This is a genomic window from Rhizobium quercicola, from assembly GCF_021168455.1.
GTDB classification, from domain to species: domain Bacteria; phylum Pseudomonadota; class Alphaproteobacteria; order Rhizobiales; family Rhizobiaceae; genus Ferranicluibacter; species Ferranicluibacter quercicola.
In genome coordinates this window covers 290,219-307,929 of the sequence record NZ_JAJOZR010000004.1, presented here as the reverse complement: position 1 = coordinate 307,929, position 17,711 = coordinate 290,219, and the positions used below count along the sequence as shown (strand labels likewise).

Below are 17,711 nucleotides of genomic sequence, written 5' to 3'. Positions count from 1 at the left end.
GCAAATTTTTTTTGCATTGCAGCGGAACTATGCGATAGCTTCCTACTAAATGAAATTAGAATATTCGGATACAGGCATACGGACTGAGCCTGTCCAGTCGAGGATGGTCTTCACGGGCCCGTCCTGAGGTCGTGGCAGGTGCTCATCGCGCAGCTTCCCGACCTCACGACGAACATATCCCGTCTGGGTCCGAAGTGTGACAGGGAGCAATCGCATGGTCGCACAGTCGAAGACTGTCGATACGAGCCGCAAGGTGGTGAACATTCTCGGTATTCGCGGCATTCCTGCGGCCCATGGCGGATTCGAGACGTTTGCGGGCCGACTTGCTCCCTATCTGGTCGAACAGGGGTGGACGGTGAACGTCTACTGCCAGGAAAGCGGGAAAGCCGATCACGAGGACGACTGGAACGGCATCCATCGCATCCACATTTCCAGCGATGCCACGGGCTCCAAGGGGAGCGTGATCTTCGACAGGAAGTGCGTCGCCGACGTCTGCAAGCGGCCGGGCATCGATCTCGTTCTCGGCTACAACACCGCCGTCTTCAACACGCTCCAGAGGCTCAAGGGCCGCAAGGTTCTCATGAACATGGACGGTGTGGAGTGGCGCCGCGACAAGTGGTCGTTTCCCGTGAAGATCTGGCTTTATGCGAATGAGTTCATCGGAGCGAATATCAGCAATGTCGCGATCGCCGATCACCCCGAGATTGCGCGCCACCTGCGCCGCCACGGGTGCAGCAACGCCGTGATGATCCCCTACGGCGCCGACAGGATCGAGGCCGCGCCGGAAAGCCTGATCGAGCCCTATGATCTGAAGACCGGCCAGTATCTCATCTCCATCGCGCGTGCCGAGCCGGAAAACTCGATCCTGGAGATCGTCAGCGCCTTTTCCAGCAAGAAGCGCGACATCAAGCTCATGGTTCTCGGCAATTTCTCGCCGGACAATGCCTATCACCGCCGGGTCCGCGCTGCGGCATCGCAGGACGTGGTATTCCCCGGCGGCATCTACGAGCCGGATGTCGTCTCGGCCCTGCGGTACCATGCGCTGGCCTACCTCCACGGCCATCAGGTCGGCGGCACCAACCCCTCGCTCGTCGAGGCGCTCGGCGCCGGCAACCCCATCATCGCTCATGACAACCGCTTCAATCGCTGGGTCGCCGGCGATCAGCAGTTCTACTTCGACAGCCAGACGGCGCTTGAAGTCCTCATCGACCGGATCGGTTCGGGCCTGGACCTCAAGCAGGCGGCGGCGGCGGCGGCGGCACGCCATCAGGCGGAATTTACCTGGTTGAAGGTCAACTCGGCCTACGAGGCGCTGCTTCTGACGTGCCTGTGACCGTGACGGCATCGAACAAGACCGAAGACAGGCCGGGGAGCCACGCTTGAAAATTCTCTGCGTACATCCGAACGTCGAACTTTACGGTTCGGACAGGAGCTTCCTCCAGGTCCTCGAGGCCGTGCGGGCCGCCGATCCAGACGGCTCGCTCGATGTGCGCCTCGTGGGCGAGGGGCCGATCACGCCGCATGTCGAGCGCGCCTCGACCCGCATTCTCTACGGACCCATGTGGGTCCTGCGAAAGGCGGACCTGAAACGGATCGTGCTGACCGCGCCCATCAGCTTCCCCCTTGCCGTGCTGCGGGCCCGCAAGGTGATCCGCGACTCCGGATGCGACCTGCTCTACATCAGCACACTGGTGCCGTTCGACTATCTGGTCGCCGCCCGGTTTTTCAAGGGGCCCGCGATCTGCCATGTGCACGAGATTCCGACGGGCAAGGCGATGGCCATTTTCTCCCGCGTCCTCGCCTTCAGCCGCAGCCGGGTCATCTTCAATTCGAAGGCGACAAGCGACGCCTTCGCCGTTCCGGCAAACACAGGGCAGTCGGTAATCTATAACGGTGTTGCCGCGCCGGCGGTGCAGTCGGAGATTTCGCCCTCACGGCCGCTCAAGGTTCTTCTGATCGGCCGCTTCAACGCATGGAAGGGCCAGCAGGTTCTGGTCAAGGCGATGGCGGCCCTGGCGCCGGACATACGCGATCATGTCGAGGTTCGCCTCGTCGGCGGCGTCTATGGAGGGCAGGACCACTTCGTCGATGACGTGAGGGCGCTGATCACCGCGTCCGGATTGGAGCGTTCGGTCACCATCCATCCGTTCGTCGATGATCCGTCCGAACATTTTCTCTGGAGCGATGTCGTGGCCGTTCCCTCGACGCTTCCCGAGCCGTTCGGTCGCGTCGCCATCGAGGGGATGAGCTACCATCGCCCCGTCATCGCCGCCGACCACGGGGGGCTTTCGGAAATCGTCGCGCATGGCGACAGCGGGTTCCTGGTGGCGCCGGGCAGCGAGACCGCGCTGGCCGAGGCTCTGACAACGCTCGTCGCCGATAAAGCACTCTGCAAGACGATGGGGGATCGCGGTTTCATGCGATTCGAGGCGCTTTTCTCCGAGGAAGCCTATGGTCGGAACATGGTGGCGGCTTTCGGACTGGACACAGCAGGAAGTGGATCGCGAACATGAGCATCGACAACCTATTCATAGGATTGATCACCTTTAGGCGGCCGAAAGGCCTTCGGCGGGCGCTGGAAGGCATCGCCGGGTTGACCTTCGAAACCACCCCGCCGCCGATAACGGTAATCGTCGTCGATAACGATCGGGAGGGGCCGATGGCCGGGCTGATCGAGGAGATGCGGCCGTCGTTTCCCTTTCCCATCACCTATGCTGTCCACCCGGAATCAGGCATCCCCTTCGCGCGCAATCGGGTCGTTGCAGAAACAAAGGGTGCGGACGGGGTCATCCTTTTCATCGACGATGACGAATATCCGGAACCCGAATGGGCGGACCAGCTTCTGGCGAAGTACCGCGCCACCGGTGCCGAGGCGATTCTCGGGCCTGTCATTTCGGAGTTCGAGACGACCCCGCCGCAATGGGTCTCCGAAGGCGGTTTCTTCGTCGCGCAGGATTTTGCTGATGGCGGTGCCGTTCCCTTCGGAAATACAGCCAATATCCTGATCGACCTCAAAGTCTTCAAGGCCTTCGGCCTTCAGTTCGATCCGCGCATGCGGTACACGGGCGGAACGGATACGCTGCTCGGCATGATGATACACAAGAAGGGCGGGCGGATGCTCTGGGCTAGCAGAGCCCGGGTTCGCGAGATCGTTCCGGCTTCGCGCGTCTCGTCAAAGTGGCTGATTTCACGCAAGTTCCGCGAGGGTAACACCTATGTTCTCTCCGAAAAATTGTCGGGATGCACGGCCAGCCGGCAGATCGCCCTGTTCCTGTCCGGTATCGCACGCGTGGGCGGCGGCGCCGTCCTGTCGGTGGCGGCGCTGCCCTTCGGTACGGCAACGAGGGTCAAGGCCTTCTCGCGTGCTGCACGCGGCCTCGGCATGCTGAACGCTTTTGCCGGTCGCCGGTACAACGAATACACGACGATTCACGGATCGTAAGGGCCGCGCGCCAACAAAGGAACAGACAGTGGATGCCTTTCTGCACCGCATCTTCGCAGCCCTCCTACGGCTGGTCGGAAAGACCTATGCGATGTCGCCCGAACTTCCCGCCGGCTTTCTGGTGCATACTCTCATGCGACGGTTGATCTGGCTTTTCCGCGCACTGCTTCGCGGGCGCTACAAGGTCTTTATCGGCCCGGGTGTGAAGATGCGCGGCGGCAACCGCATCAAGATCGGCCGGTTTTCCACCATCGGCGCCCATTGCCAGCTCGACGGCTACGGGCGCCAGGGGCTCGTACTCGGCGAGCGCGTCAATATCGGCGACTACACGATCATCGGCATCACCAATCATCCGAGTCAACTGGGCAAGGGCCTGAGGATCGGCTCCGACAGTGGCGTCGGACAGTATTCCTATTTCGGTGCCCTCGGCGGCATCGAGATCGGCAGCAACGTCATCATGGGGCAGTATGTCTCGTTCCATGCCGCGAGCCATGTTTTCGACCGTACGGATGTCCCGATCCGTATGCAGGCCTCCACCGATCTCGGGATCCGCATCGATGACGATGTCTGGGTCGGATCGAAAGCGACCTTTCTCGATGGCGCCCATGTCGGCGCACACAGCGTGGTCGCTGCCGGCGCCTTGGTGCGCGGCACCTTTCCGCCCTATTCGGTCATCGGCGGCGTGCCGGCAAAGCTGCTGAAGAGCCGGCTGATCGAAGCGTCGGCGAGCGAGCCACCCACGACCTGATATCGGTTGCGGGGTCTCGATCAGGACTCTCGAAACGCACCAGCGATCGCGTCCCAGAGTGGCTTCTTCGCAAGGGTCTCATCAAGCGGCAGCGGGCGGAGCTTCTGGCCCTTGGGCGGCTGTTGCGCGGGATCCTCGGGCACCCAGAAATAGCGGTCGCTGAGGCCCCAGCTGAGAACGCCGACGAGCGCCTTGCAGTTCAGGGCGACATCCAGAAACCGGCGGCCAAGCGCTGCGACCTCGGCATCGCGCACGGCGGGATCGGCCGGTCCCTTCCGGTCGGTGATGTCGAATTCGGTGATCGTGATCTTCAGGCCCATCCCGGCGATCTCGGCAAGGAAGCCGGCGAAGACATCTTCGTCGAACGCCTTGTCGAAGGCGATGAGATGGCCCTGGATACCGACCATGTCGATGGGAACGTTGCGGGCGACAAGACCTTCGAGCAGGAGCAGCATGGCCCTGCGCCGTGCGCCGTACCAGCTTCCCGTCATTTCCACGCCATAGTCGTTATAGGCGAGAACGGCGTCCGGCGCGACAGCGCGGGCATGGTGGAAGGCGTCGTCGATATAGCTTTCGCCAAAGGCCTTGAACCAGGGCGAGCCGATCCTGCGGCCGAGAAAATCGCCTTCTTCGGGCGCGACGGCCTCGTTCACCACGTCCCAGACGGGAACGCGGTTTCCGTAACGCCGCATCGCCGTCTCGATATAGTTGAACATATGCGTCTTCAGGTCGGGCGCTTCCGCGAGAGCCGCCTCCAGCCAGGCAGGGTTGGCCAGGTGCCAGACCAGCGTATGCCCGCGCATCAGCATGTCGTGCTCCTGCGCAAAGCGCGACAGCCGGTCGGCACCGCTGAAGTCGAAGCGACCGGGCGACGGCTCGGTGACGATGCGTTTCAGCTCGTATTCGGGAACGATGGCGCCGCAATCCGCGATGACGGCCGCGGTGAAGGCGGGATCGTCGGTGATCTGCCCGCTTTTCATGGCGCAGCCGTAGAAGAGCCCGCGCCGGGCGGCAAGGTCGCGCAGACGGTCCGTGGGTCCGGTCGCGGAGGCGGGCGCTGCGCTGTTCGCCCATGCGGCACCCAGGGGGGAAACGTCCGTCAGGCCGCCGGCAATGCCCGCCCCAATGCCAAGGCCCGCGCCCGCGAGAAACTGCCGTCTGAGAAATCCGCTCACGAGGGTATCCTTCGTTTGCGCGCCACGATCCGGTCTGCCAGGCGCCGGTAGCCATCGCCGTTCAAGAGCAGCTGCAGGGCGACGCGCAGGGCAAGTTTCGGGGGATAGGCGCCGCGCAGGAGCGCCGTGCCGTAAAGTGCCCAGGCCTTGCGCGGCTCTGTCCGCACCAGCGTCTTGGCGACATGCCAACCGCGATAGCCGGCATAAGCCCGGGGCGAAATGCGGTCGCTGAGATCGTCGAGCCATGCGAACCGTGCCCGGCTGGCCGCGGACGACGAGGACAGGCGGTCCGCCCCGTGTTCGTCCGACCAGATGGCCCCCGGCGCGGGCGCCATCACGAAGCGGCATCCCGCCAGCGAAAGCCGGATGGCGATATCGGTGTCGTCGCCGAAGCCGACATCCGGGCGATAGGGCACCTTCAGGGCCCAGGATCGGGGAACCACCAGCGTGCTGGTCTGGACGAAGCCGCCATGGCAAACAAGATAGTCGGCCATCGGCTCGCCGTGCCTTATGCCGCGGGACGGCTTCACGAAAGTCCGGTTTTCCCCGCGATCGGCAACGACCTGCGCGTAGGCGGCGCAGTCGGGCCGCGCGGCGAGCAGCTCGACCATGGTGGCGAGATGGTGGGGAAGGAAACGATCGTCGGAATCCAGAAAGGCGACGAGCGCGCCGCGAGCATCCTCGACGCCGCGATTGCGCGCAGCCGAGGCGCCCCGGTTTTCCTGCCGGACGAGCCGGATACGCGGGTCACCGATGGCGGCGAGGGCGCTTTCCGGATCGTCGAGGGACCCGTCATCGACCACGATGACCTCGAAGTCCTGAAACGACTGCGCCAGCACCGATCGCAGGGTCGCGGCGATGAGATGCGCCCTGTTGAAGAGCGGAATGACGACGCTGACCTTCGGCGTGCTCGTCTCCATGGCCTAATTGTCCAGAACGATCCGCGGGCCGGTGCCGGCCTCTCGCTTTCGGTGCAGGAACGCGACCTGGATGGCGATGAGCATGATGACCCAGACCTGTCGGTCGCGGTTCATGATGTGGGTTTCGAGAAGATTGTAGACGACGGCGAAGAGCCAGATGCCGAAATAGAGGCCGTTGATCTTCCGCCAGTACGGATCGGCCATGACGAAGGAGTAGAACGGCACGATGACGAACATGATGATCGTCAGCACGAGCCCCGGGACACCGGTTGTCACCAGCATTTCGAGGTAGCCATTGTGCGAATGCGCGATGCCGAATAGCCACGGCATGTCGCCACCGATGCGCAGGATCGGCGAGTCCTGCCCGATCAACCAGAACGAGCCGAAGCCGGCGCCTGTCATCGGATATTCCTCGACATAACGCAGCACGATGTCCCAGATGGCGACACGGCCGGTGAACGAGGCGGGATCGTCGAAGATCTGCGCAAGCAGCGGCGTGAAGACCATAGCAAACACGGCCAGGCCCGCCACGAAGAGGAAGATGCTTGCGAACATTAGGAATTTCTGCCGCTCGGTTCGGAAAGCGTGGTTGTACATGATGCCGGCAAACAGGCAGGGCACGACGATTCCGAGCGAGGTCTTGCCGCGCGTTCCCAGGAGAAAGATAACGGAAAGGACCAAAAGCACGGCTGATTTCCAACTGCGTGCGAGAAAGGCGTGGTAGCCAAACACGATGGCCGACAGCGCCGTCACCGCCGAAGCGATGTTCTTGTGTGGCATGAGCCCGTGCCATGCCCCGACGAGGGCCGTGTCCAGTTCCCGCTCGGAATGAATGGCATAGCCAGGCAGCAGGACGACCGAAAGCATGTTTGCGACGACAAAGAAGGCAAGGATCCGGTAGAGCAATTGCGTGACACGGAGCGGTCCGAGCGCCGAGACGATGGTGATGGTCGCGAAGATGATGATCGTAGCGAGAATGACGCGCCGCAGCGAAATATCCGGGATGATGGCCCAAGAAACGCTGCAGAAACACCAGAAGACGACGATGAAGACGGAGGCGGGAACAGGCGAGACAACATTGCTCAGCCCGTGTCGCGCCGCGATGAGAAGGAGCAGGATGGCGATGCCAATATAGAAGATTTGCCGGCTGGCATCGCCTTCGCCGCTATCGAGCACGAGGCTGGTCATGTCGCTGACGCCGGAATTGACCGCAATCAGCGTTCCGTCGGTAAAGACGTAGGCGAGAAAAGCGCACAGCATCAATTCAAGGAAGCGCCGGAGCCAGAGGGGCTCTTTCGATAGCACGGCGCCTGCCAAAACCGGCGTCGGCGCGGCCGGAACATTACCGATACTCATGCACCCTGCCTCCGTAGAAACCATAGAACTTGCCGGCCGCACGCGCCGCCGAGAACAATCCGTCGGCGCGGCGCTTGCCGCTCAGCGCCCGTAACGGCAGTAGCGACAGGCTGGCCACGAGACCGAGGACGGCCTTGGCCACCGTGCGCAGGCGATGAAGCCTGCCGGTGCCGTGGCGCAGCTGGACGCGGGCATCCGTCGAACCGATGCGCAAACCCCGCCGCAGAAGCCACCGCGCCCGCGTGCGCTCGCGCGGCACGCTTTCGAAGATCAGCGCGCCGGGTGCCCAGGCAAAGCGCTTGCCCTGCGCCTTCAGCCGCGTGAAGAGCTCGACATCCTCGCCGCCGGTGACGTTGAAGGCGAGGTCGAACCAGGGCGGTCCGGCGGTCTCGACGCAGTCGCGCGTGAGGAGCACGTTGTTGCTCGCCCAGATGATCGGGCAGGGACCCTCCGGCCGGGCTTCGGGCTGGAAGAGGCGCGCGCGGCGCACCCAGCTCCCGCCGGCGCCGTCGAAGATGGAGGCGACGGGCGCCCCGACGATGTCCGCACCGGTCGCCTGCTGGACGCGCAGAAGCTCGCCGAGCCACGGCGCGTCCGGCCATTCGTCGTCATCGATCATCGCGATATGCGTGAAGTCACGATGCTGAAGAGCATGCGCGAACAGCGTGTTGCGGACGTTTGCCAATCCCTTGGCCGACACCGTGATCGCCTCCAGCGGGAAGCGATAGGCGCGGGCTGCAAGCGCCGCCACGACCTCTTCGCCCTGCCGGCCCTCGGGGTCGTTGTCCGCCACAAGCACCGTGACCGGCACGGCGACGTCCAGCTGCGCGATCCGCGACAGCAGACGCTCCAGCTCGGCGGGGCGCCGGTAGGTGGGGATGGCGACGAGAACCGCGGTCCTCATGCGTCGCTACCGAATGTCACGCAAAGGTCTTCCATGTCCGGGCGCAAATTCCGTCGACAAAGCAAATTTCATCTGTATCTAATTGAGTGACACGATACACTGAGGGAGGCAAGCGGCAAACAATCGCCGCCGCGACTTCCTCTGCACTGGAGACGGCTTATGCTTTTGGATCAGGACGTTTCGAAGGGAACGTTACGACGTCCGGAGCAGGGCATTGCCCGGCACGAACCGGGCGCTTATCGAGCTGATATCGATGGGCTGCGCGCCGTCGCGGTTCTCGTCGTCCTGCTGTTCCACACTGGTATCAGCCCGCTGCGAGGCGGCTTCATCGGGGTCGATGTCTTCTTCGTCATTTCGGGTTATCTGATCACCAAGGCGGTCTGGCAGGAGCTCCAGCAAGGACGCTTCTCTCTTCTTACCTTTTACGAGCGACGCACGCGCCGAATCTTCCCGGCTCTGGTCGTCACGGTCGCGGTCACTTTTGTCTTTGCGCCGCTGGTTCTGTTTCCTAGCGAGCGGACGACGACGGTCTGGACGGGGCTGGCAGCCCTGACCTCCGTATCGAACCTCTATCTCGCTGTGGAGACGTTGGGGAAGTCCGGTTATTTCGCCGCCGATGCCTATAGCCAGCCCCTCGTGAACACCTGGTCGCTCGGGGTCGAGGAGCAGTTTTACCTCGTCTTCCCGTTCATTCTCCTCGCGGTGTCCGGTTTGGGGCGGCGGCGTGCCGGGGCCGTCGTGGCGGCGATCGCTTTGGCGAGCTTCCTGTTCTGCATCTGGCTGACCGGCGCCAATCGCGATCTTGCCTATTACGTTCCCCTATCGCGCGCTTGGGAGTTGGTCGCAGGCGGGCTGCTTGTCTTCCTGTCGCTGCCGCGCTTGCCGGCCCGCATCAGGGATGGCCTCGCACTTCTGGCGCTCGCTTTGATCCTCGGCAGCGCCTATCGGTTCCACGGCGGCATGTTCTTCCCCGGCGTCCTCGCGGTCGCCCCCGTTGCCGGTGCCGCGCTCCTGATCGCGATCGGCAGCACCGGCGGTTCACACATCACGCGGTGTCTGGCGCTGCCGCCCTTCGTCGGTATCGGAAAGATCTCGTATTCGCTCTACCTGTGGCACTGGCCGGTCTTCGTCGGCGTGGCGCTGATCACCGCAAGGGCGCCGACGATACCGGAAGCCGCCGGCCTGATCCTGGCAAGTCTGGTTGCCGCCTATCTTTCCTGGCGTTTTGTGGAACAGCCTTTCCGGCAACGCCGGATCGGCCGAACGGCTGGCTCGCTGTGGCGGCAGGCCGGTGCGGCCTGGTGTGCGTGCGGCCTTCTCGGTCTCGCGATCTGGCATGTCGCGGCGGCGGCGCCGCAGACGGAAAGCGACCGCCTTGCTGCCTATCTCACCTATGACGATCGGGACGTCTACCTGCGGGGGACCTGCTTTCTCATCGGCTACCAGCAGACCGTGGCGGATTTCGCCACCGCCGACTGTCTGTCGCCCTCGGTGGTCAAGCCGAATATCCTCATCATGGGCGACAGCCACGCCGCGCATCTGTATCGTGGCTTCGAAGCGGCCTTGCCGCAGGCGCATGTCATGCTTGCGGCATCCAGCGGATGCAAGCCGCTGTTCGGGGCGGGCGGCGATCCGGAATGCGTCGGCCTGATGCAGCGCATGTTCGAGCGCTTTCTACCCGAAAACAGGCCCGAAGTCTTGATCCTCTCTGCACGCTGGGCCGACTACGACCTTCCGCTGGTGGCCGAAACGCTCCGGCAGGTGAAAGACAGGGCGGGCATCGTCGTTGTCTCTGGCCCGATCGCGGAGTACCAGCGGCCTTTGGCGCGTCTGCTCGCACAGGTCGCGGGCGGGCGCAGCGATGCGCTTTTGGTGGGGAGCCGAGCGACCGAACAGGCAAAGTGGGACCATGAACTGCAGGCTTTGGTCGAGGCATCTGGCGCCATCTACGTCTCGCCGTATCGGCTTCTCTGCCCTAACCCGGAGACGGCCTGCAGGACGATGGTCGGCAATGTCCCTCTGCAATGGGACTACGGCCATATGACCGCGGAGGGCTCCCAAGCTCTTGCCGAAGCCATCATCGGCACCGGTGCTATCCCCGGAGCGCGAGCATGGCAGGAGGCGGCACCGTGACGTGTCGGCCGCGGGGAAAATCTGGGTGGAAGAGCCGTCAATTTTCGAGACATGAGACGAGATTTGCGAGATTTGTCAAGGAATCCTCTGCACAAACCGACGTCGGCATCTCCCCGCGCGAATTTGCCGGCCGATAGTGTCGGCTACCGAGCGACGCAGCAGCGGACGTGCGGAACGGATGCAAACGACGGGGATGACCGCAGCGGAAGCGACCGGGCGGAACGCGGAAGGATAGGACTTTGGACAAGGGAAACGGCGGTATTTGGACCATCGACAGACGACAGTTCCTCGCAGCTGCCGGCCTTGCGGCCGTGGCCAGCGCTGTCGGTCCCTGTGCGGCATCGGGTTCGTCTGCCATCCCCCTGTCGAACATCGCCAACCGGGGGCAGGTTCCGAACGCCATGGGCGGCGCCAAGGGCGCGAAGACCCGCATGAAGATCGCGACGCGCTTCGTCGTCGGCGCCGGCGGCGCCCTGTCGATCGCGCCCGTCTTTTCCAATTTCAGCATCGTCAATGCCGGGAACCGGGAGGTCGATGGCGATGTCGCCTACAGCCTCGTCAAGGTGTCGGCGTCCACCCAAGGGCGAACGGTGCCCTTCGTCTTCGACGGACAACGGTCGCGGAGCGTATCGGCAGGCGCCATCGCGGTGCTGCCGGACCCGCTCTCGGTCGAGGCGTTCGGGCTGAAAGTCTTCGCCCCGGGCACGGTCGTGCATATCCGCATGCTGGTCGATCTGGAAGCCGAAGGCCTCGTCGCGGTGCAGGGCAATTCTGCATACCTCCCCGGCGAAAGCCAGCTGCTGTTCGACCCGCGCCAGGGCGGCGACGATATCGATGGCGCCGGTTGGGAAATCCCGGAGGGTGCCGATCTCTGGGTGCCGGCGCCGTGCCCGGTCATGCTGGTCGGCACACCGGCGCAGCCCGTCACCTCCGTCGCCGGCATCGGCGACAGTATCCTCGACGGGGCGGTCGATGTGGCCGGCGACGGCGAGGCGGGCGGCGGCTGGGGACGGCGGGCCGCGTTCGCCGCAGGGCTTCCCTATCTCTCGGTGACGCGGACCGGCGACAAGGCGCAGTTCGTCAGCGCCATGTCGCAGAAATCGCTGGACCTCGTCCGGCGGGCCGGTGCCACGGCCGCCATCCTGGCGCTCGGAACCAACGACATTCGCGACGGTCGCACGGCCGATCAGGTCTCGGGCGACCTCGAGACGATCCGGAGCGCCCTGCGCGCAGCCGGTGTCCGCCATATTGCTCAGGCACCCGTTCTGTCCGAAACGCTGTCGCCGGATGCCAATACGAGCATCGAAGGCCAGAAGAGCCAGCAAGGCTTCGGCCCGCAGAGCGTCGCCTCCGCCGTCAACGAAACCATGGCTGCCGCAGCCGGCGCGGCGGCTGCCGGGCAGAAGGGACCGGACGACATCATCGATATCGTGGCAGCCGTGCAGACGGAGCACAGATGGCACGTGCCTCTCTTCCAGACCGAGCTTGCGGCGCCGGTGGCGGCCTGGGGCGGCGCGCTCGTGCTGCGCGATGCGCCCCTGCCGGGCGATCATCTGGTTTTCCTGCCGGTCGCACCCGTCGGTAGCAGCGATGGCGCGGAGCGGAACTGGCCGCACGTGACGACCGTTTCGGCGACACATCCCGTCACCGCCGTCCTGAATGGCGGCCCGGGCGCTGCCCATGACGCCGGCACGCCGGTTCGCGCAACGCTTTCGGCAGACGGCATCCACCCGCAGGCGGCGGGGCATGCTGCCATGGCCGCAGCCGCATTGCCGGCGCTCCGGCGCATGGCGGCCAATGCCGTGACATCGTCCGGGCGGACGGGCATCGAGATCGATTTCGTCGACGATATCGCGCGCCTCGACGGCGCGCGCGTGGCGCTCGCCACAGTGCTGTCCTGCAAACGGGACGCGCCCGGTTTCGCACAGGGCAGTGCGGGCTGGCACACCGTTGCCGCCCAACACGCAAGGCGAGCCGATGGCGGCGGGCTGCTGATCGAGCCTGCGGCACGCAACCTGATCCGCAACAGCGCCGCAACCCACGTTTCGCAGGCCGGTCTGCCCCGGCACTGGAGCGTTCTGGGCGGCGAAGGGCTGACGTTGTCGGTCCTGCGCACGGGCACGGAAGCCGGCGTGTCCTTCATCGATCTGGTCTGGGAGGGCGTGCCCGAGACGGATGCCGTCACGCTGTTCTTCGAGGAGGCTGGCGCGATCGCCGTGCCGCAGGCGGCCGAGCCGGGAGCCTGGACGCTCTCCTGCTTCCTCGCGCGGATCGGTGCAGTGGATACACCGCAACTGCGGCTCGGGCTGACCGAACTGGCGTCGTCCGCGGAGCCGCTGACGCGTCATTCGACCGATGTCGCGGCCGGACGCCATCTCTTGCGGCAGGCCTGCACGGCGGTCGTCTTGACGCCGCTGGCGACGCACCTGCGCCCGTCTCTCTCCATTCCCTGCGCGGTGGGCCAGGCAACCCGCTTCGCCTTCCGGATCGGCCTGCCGCAGCTTGAACAGGGCCCCGCGCCGTCTTCCATCATCCCCACCACCGGACATGCGGCTGTGCGGGAGGCGGACACGGTGGGCATCGCGCTTCCTCCGGGGCGCCACGACCTTTCTCTGACCTATGAGGACGGAAGCACGCAGGACGTCTTCGGCGTTCGCGGCCCCTACACGCTGCCGCCCGATGCGGAGAACCGGCGCCTCGTGCGCCTCGCTGCGCGGCCGGGCTAGGCGCGGCCTCAGGTCCGGATCCGGCGCACGGGTCTCAAGTCCATGGATGGCGGATTTTACGACGGAGGAGCGAAGACGCTCCCCCGGTGGATATTCGTGACGCTTCTGCATTCATCGTTCGGCTGCCCATCCGTCGAGGCCGGCGCATCGGGACACATCGAGGAGACAGAACATGCATCAGATTTCTCTTGGCCTGAACCTCGACCGGGGCGGCGCATCCGCTGTCTCGGGGAGAATGGCCCTGACAGCGAAGAACGGTGCCGTCCTGACGGATTCGGCAAGCCGCAGGCTGATGGGCCGTGCTGCCCGACCGTCCGCCACAGGCATCGCTCCCACCACGACCGCCCAGAACGACCTCACCCGAAAAGATGCCTGATGACCTATTTCGCGACCTATCTCGGCAATGTCGCATCGACGGAGAAGACGGAGGTGGAGGATGCGCTCCGCCACAGCGTCTTCGGCGACGCGGCCTTTATCGCCAAGCCCTCCGGCCACGGCCGCGGCGGCGTCATGGACGCCAGATATGACGATGCGACCGGCTACATCTTCCACCTGTGCGCCGGTCCCAACTCCGGCGCTCTGGCCGGCGCGATCGGCATCGGCACGGACGAGGGCGCGGGCGGCGGCCTGCTCATCAGCCACAAGAATGCGAGCTGGGGCCTCAACATCGTCAACAATCCGGGTGCGGGCCTCGGCGCCTATATCAGCGGCTTTGCCATCAATCCCGCGTTGCAGGTGGACCTTTATGCCGGCGCCGGCGGCGTCAAGCTGCAGGCCAGGACCGGCGCCGGTTTCAAGGACGGCGTGTCGAACGCCGGCTCCACCACCTTCACCTCGGCCACGGCCGCGTTCACGGCGGCCGATGTCGGCCAGGCGATCGCGCAGCTGACCTCGGTCGGGGCATCGAGCCCGTTCGGCAGCATTCCCTCGGGCACGACGATCAGCGCCGTCGTGAACAGCCAGACGGTGACCCTGTCGCAGGCGGCCGGCGCCTCGGGCACCGGCATCCGCTTCCGGGTGGGCGGGCGTGCCGTGCCGGCCAGCCAGCCGATGCTCAGCCTGTTCGACGCCGACGGCACGACGCTGCGCGGGTCGATCCAGTACGGGTTCTTTGACTGGCGCACGCCGGTGAAGGTCACGGGCAACGCGAGCGGCACCGTGGCGCTGACGGCGAAGGGGACATCCGGCCAGACGGCGGATATTCTCGCCATCCTCAACAGCGCCGACGCGCAGCTCTTCCGCGTGCAGGCGAGCGGGCGGATCACGGCGGCCTATTCGAGCGTCTTCTCCAATGCCGGCAAGACCGACCAGCCGGCCATGCAGCTGTCGGGCTATGCCGCGACCCAGCCGGTGGTGCAGTTCAGCCAGGAAACGGCATCGGGCACCGGCGACTTTTTCCAGATGCTGGACTATAGCGACCAGGTGGTGAGCCGCATCAACTACGGCGGCTATGTCATGACACGAAAGACGGCGGCACCGGCGGCGGCCGACCTCGTCAATGCGGAGCTGACCTTCTGGTACGACGAGGCCAATGCGAAGTTCAAGATCACCGCGAAGACCGCAGCCGGCGCCCTGGTGTCGGGCGACGTGGCGCTGGCCTGAGGAGAGACCGATGCAGGGACAGGGTTTGATGATCGTGATCGATGCGCTGGGGATCGAACTGGATGCGCTGAAGCGCGAGGTTCTCCGGCTGCGGGCGGAACTCGCCAAGCGCGAGCGACAGCATTTGGAGGCGCTGCAAACTGCCAATGAAGGTGAGGGCTAATGGCGCAGGGCGGAGCGCACACGTTTTCGGTCTATGCTAATATTCGCCTGTTTTAGCCAGATGAGGACGATTATGACAAACGCGACATTGCAGGACATCAGTGCAGCCTACGCATCTGAGCAAGGCAAACTAAGCTTTTCGAGTGAACGACATCAAGCTAGAAACATTCATATTTCCTTATGGAGATCTGAATGAAAAGCAGATCGTGGGTTCTAGCGTTGCTGGTAGTCGTGATCACCTTCGCGACTGGTAGCTTTAAAAGCGAGCATTCTGAGTGTGGGGCTTCAGAAACCGCCAGCGTCCCTAGAGATAACCCGGAATGGTCTCGTAAAGCCGTCGCCTTAGAGCACCTTACTGCAGGTGCGAAGTATGTCATGATCGGAGATTCTCTTACAGAACGACTTCCACGTGAGATCGCGGCAGAAATCTTCAACGGAAAACAGCCTTTTAATGCCGGCATTGGTGGCGATACGCTCGCCAATCTTAATTGGCGGATCTCGCGCCTCGATATCCGAAGGGCACGAATTATAACCTTCCTCGGTGGCGCAAATGACATAGCCCAGCACGCCGCGTCGCCGGAGTACGCTGCGCGTGGCATTGGTTCTGCAGTTCATAAGCTTCGGGAGTATGCACCCGAAGCTGAAATCTTTCTGATAGCGGTGTTACCAACCGGCCTCGAAGCAGGCTCAATCACAGAGAAAATCCAGCAAACGAATGATAGCTTGCGTAGATGCCAATGGGACAGCCATGTCCACTTTCTTGATCTCGGTGACTATCTAACTGCTGGACCGTCGCCGGTTCCGCAGATTCTCATGCCTGACAAGATCCACCTTAGTCGTGAAGGCTATTTGAGGATCCTGCCGGCACTGAAGAGGGCATTGTCGTCCTACTTGTGAGTTACGACGCCGGTCCAGACTATGCGGGTTTGGCCACACGATTGCGCATCCAGGCGAGAGCAGGACGTTCGATCATCAAGTAGCAAATGTACCCGATGCCGATACTAATTAGCGCCGCGATGGCTGGAATGAGTTGGAGAGAAAACGGTATCGAGCTTGGAATGATTTTCGTGATGATGCGGTAGATAACTGACAAAAACATTCCATGTACGAGGTAGATCGAAAATGTTGCTGCGCCGATAGCTAATATCCACGCGGGTACGGAGATGCGCCTCTTATACTCAAGCGAAACCACCCCGGAGAGTATCAGCGCGAACGGGACCCCATAGAAAAGAGGGTTTCTCGGAAGTGTGCCAGCATGATTGTGATAGGCAACAAAGGCTAGCGCGAAAACACCGATAATCGCCAAGGCGGCTGCTATCTTGACGCCGGTCCGGCGAAAGGTCGCGGCTATAGCCATACCGAAGAAGAATTCGAGATTGATTAGATCTGTGATCACTGTAATGAAAGTTGGCTGATCTGGTCCGGTATATGTCCTAATCAGTACAATGCTCAGACCCCAAACCGTCAGAGCCATGATACCAATTGAGCGGTGCAGAATGAGAAGCGCAAAAATAGCGTAGAATGCAACCTCGTGGAACAGAGTCCACGCGACCCAAAGAGGCGGGTTCTCTGAGGATAACCTGATCAGACTATAAGCTGAAAGAAGGTCGATAGGGGATTTCGCAATTGCCGCGGTCGCCAACCCGACGGTTGCCATCAGAAGAAATGCCGTCATCCAGAACCAGTATACTGGATAGATACGAACGAAGCGTCGGATAATGTATGTCTTCAGACGTTCAGGATGGCCAAAATCTTTCTGATGGGTCGCAAAAATGATAAATCCGCTAATTATAAAGAATAAATCGACGCCATGCTTGCCGATCTCTCCCCATCCGCTCCATGGGACGGCATTTCCATATTTGGGTAATGCGTACATTGATCCAGCATGATAGAAAACTACAGCTGCTGCAGCTATAGCTCTTCCTACCTCAATCATCTTTGAATTGAATCTATGTAAATCGGTACTTAATGAAACCATTTGCGAGCCCCATATTTTGCGGTCGGATAACTGATAATCCGCAGCTAAAAAAAGGCAACATATAATAGTAGTAATACATAAATCAGTTAATTGGCGAAAATTTAGCAGCCCCTGCGTTCTGGTTCACTCTGTGCCGTAATGGGGTTTCCTCATAAAGCGGTCAGGATCCGATTTCAGCCGCTCTTGGCACGAAATCCTTCTAACCAGCCGCCCTTTGGCAGGCGCGCAAAGCGTGTCTCGTATAAAGAAAAAATCTGAGTGGCACGCTGAGCATTAGGCGAGACAGCTTTGTCAAACGGATATCACACGGAATATGAACTCTGTTCTAAAGCCTTTTGACGAGGCACTTGGAGAATAAAATCACGAACTTCCGTGTCACACTTTCGGAAATTCACTTCCTTTTCCACCGGCTGCGTGCGGAAATGGAGCGGCTGAAGGGCAATCGCGGCATCGCTGGTGAGAGCGATGACGACATGGCGGTGCCCGGTCGTTAACCCCGGGAGCTGCCCGAAACGGAGACGCAAAGGCCGCGCATTTTTGAATGCGCGGCCTTTGCGTATCAGGG

Annotated in this window: 16 protein-coding genes; 11 read left to right on the top strand and 5 right to left on the bottom strand. The window is 62.7% G+C overall.

What is annotated here, in order from left to right; genetic code table 11:
- Nucleotides 1-214: 214 nt before the first annotated feature.
- From LRX75_RS08315 to LRX75_RS23340, 4 genes are read left to right on the top strand one after another with little or no spacing between them, the layout of a single operon-like run.
- Nucleotides 215-1,333 carry a DUF1972 domain-containing protein gene (locus tag LRX75_RS08315; RefSeq protein ID WP_231813418.1) on the top strand — a complete coding sequence of 373 codons (1,119 nt, stop codon included), beginning with the start codon at nucleotides 215-217 and terminating at the stop codon, nucleotides 1,331-1,333.
- 46 nt (nucleotides 1,334-1,379) lie between these two features.
- Nucleotides 1,380-2,513 carry a glycosyltransferase family 4 protein gene (locus LRX75_RS08310; RefSeq protein WP_231813417.1) on the top strand — a complete coding sequence of 378 codons (1,134 nt, stop codon included), beginning with the start codon at nucleotides 1,380-1,382 and terminating at the stop codon, nucleotides 2,511-2,513.
- Entirely contained in the window at nucleotides 2,510-3,442 is a 933-nt protein-coding gene (locus LRX75_RS08305; RefSeq protein WP_231813416.1) for a glycosyltransferase family 2 protein, read from the top strand. The genes LRX75_RS08310 and LRX75_RS08305 overlap by 4 nt, the downstream gene beginning before the upstream one ends.
- 28 nt (nucleotides 3,443-3,470) lie before the next feature.
- Nucleotides 3,471-4,190: an acyltransferase gene (locus LRX75_RS23340; RefSeq protein ID WP_231813415.1), complete on the top strand. Its 720-nt coding sequence runs from the start codon at nucleotides 3,471-3,473 to the stop codon at nucleotides 4,188-4,190.
- Nucleotides 4,191-4,210: 20 nt separating this feature from the next.
- Here LRX75_RS23340 and LRX75_RS08295 read toward each other — a convergent pair whose 3' ends face one another.
- Genes LRX75_RS08295 through LRX75_RS08280 form a run of 4 tightly spaced genes read right to left on the bottom strand, consistent with a single transcriptional unit; the run spans nucleotide 4,211 to nucleotide 8,545 of the window.
- Nucleotides 4,211-5,365 (bottom strand): endo-1,4-beta-xylanase, encoded by a 1,155-nt coding sequence (locus tag LRX75_RS08295; protein ID WP_231813414.1) that lies wholly within the window; start codon nucleotides 5,363-5,365, stop codon nucleotides 4,211-4,213.
- Nucleotides 5,362-6,285, bottom strand: coding sequence for a glycosyltransferase family 2 protein (locus LRX75_RS08290; RefSeq protein WP_231813413.1), 924 nt, complete (start codon nucleotides 6,283-6,285; stop codon nucleotides 5,362-5,364). The genes LRX75_RS08295 and LRX75_RS08290 overlap by 4 nt, the downstream gene beginning before the upstream one ends.
- Before the next feature lie 3 nt (nucleotides 6,286-6,288).
- Nucleotides 6,289-7,641 (bottom strand): O-antigen ligase family protein, encoded by a 1,353-nt coding sequence (locus LRX75_RS08285; RefSeq protein WP_231813411.1) that lies wholly within the window; start codon nucleotides 7,639-7,641, stop codon nucleotides 6,289-6,291.
- Nucleotides 7,628-8,545, bottom strand: coding sequence for a glycosyltransferase family 2 protein (locus LRX75_RS08280; RefSeq protein WP_231813409.1), 918 nt, complete (start codon nucleotides 8,543-8,545; stop codon nucleotides 7,628-7,630). The genes LRX75_RS08285 and LRX75_RS08280 overlap by 14 nt, the downstream gene beginning before the upstream one ends.
- A gap of 159 nt (nucleotides 8,546-8,704) precedes the next feature.
- On the opposite strand from LRX75_RS08280, the gene LRX75_RS08275 reads away from it, so the two are divergent.
- The 6 genes from LRX75_RS08275 to LRX75_RS08250 all read left to right on the top strand — a co-directional run bounded on the left by LRX75_RS08275 (nucleotide 8,705) and on the right by LRX75_RS08250 (nucleotide 16,065).
- On the top strand, nucleotides 8,705-10,678 hold the full coding sequence (locus LRX75_RS08275; protein WP_231813407.1) for an acyltransferase family protein: 1,974 nt from the start codon (nucleotides 8,705-8,707) through the stop codon (nucleotides 10,676-10,678).
- A gap of 239 nt (nucleotides 10,679-10,917) precedes the next feature.
- Nucleotides 10,918-13,404, top strand: a complete 2,487-nt coding sequence (locus tag LRX75_RS08270) for an SGNH/GDSL hydrolase family protein (RefSeq protein ID WP_231813405.1) — start codon at nucleotides 10,918-10,920, stop codon at nucleotides 13,402-13,404.
- Between the two features lie 172 nt (nucleotides 13,405-13,576).
- Nucleotides 13,577-13,780: a hypothetical protein gene (locus LRX75_RS08265; RefSeq protein ID WP_231813403.1), complete on the top strand. Its 204-nt coding sequence runs from the start codon at nucleotides 13,577-13,579 to the stop codon at nucleotides 13,778-13,780.
- The gene (locus LRX75_RS08260) at nucleotides 13,780-15,006 is read left to right on the top strand and encodes a hypothetical protein (protein WP_231813401.1); all 1,227 of its coding nucleotides are present in this window, start codon (nucleotides 13,780-13,782) and stop codon (nucleotides 15,004-15,006) included. Before LRX75_RS08265 ends, LRX75_RS08260 begins: the two co-directional genes overlap by 1 nt.
- A 10-nt stretch (nucleotides 15,007-15,016) precedes the next feature.
- Nucleotides 15,017-15,169 (top strand): hypothetical protein, encoded by a 153-nt coding sequence (locus LRX75_RS08255; protein ID WP_231813399.1) that lies wholly within the window; start codon nucleotides 15,017-15,019, stop codon nucleotides 15,167-15,169.
- A gap of 191 nt (nucleotides 15,170-15,360) precedes the next feature.
- Nucleotides 15,361-16,065: an SGNH/GDSL hydrolase family protein gene (locus LRX75_RS08250; RefSeq protein ID WP_231813397.1), complete on the top strand. Its 705-nt coding sequence runs from the start codon at nucleotides 15,361-15,363 to the stop codon at nucleotides 16,063-16,065.
- A 19-nt stretch (nucleotides 16,066-16,084) separates the two neighbouring features.
- Here LRX75_RS08250 and LRX75_RS08245 read toward each other — a convergent pair whose 3' ends face one another.
- Nucleotides 16,085-17,104 carry an acyltransferase family protein gene (locus tag LRX75_RS08245; protein WP_231813395.1) on the bottom strand — a complete coding sequence of 340 codons (1,020 nt, stop codon included), beginning with the start codon at nucleotides 17,102-17,104 and terminating at the stop codon, nucleotides 16,085-16,087.
- A gap of 389 nt (nucleotides 17,105-17,493) precedes the next feature.
- Between LRX75_RS08245 and LRX75_RS08240 the strand changes: the two genes are divergently transcribed.
- A complete protein-coding gene (locus LRX75_RS08240; RefSeq protein ID WP_231813393.1) occupies nucleotides 17,494-17,640 on the top strand; it encodes a hypothetical protein in 147 nt (48 codons plus the stop codon).
- Nucleotides 17,641-17,711: the final 71 nt, after the last annotated feature.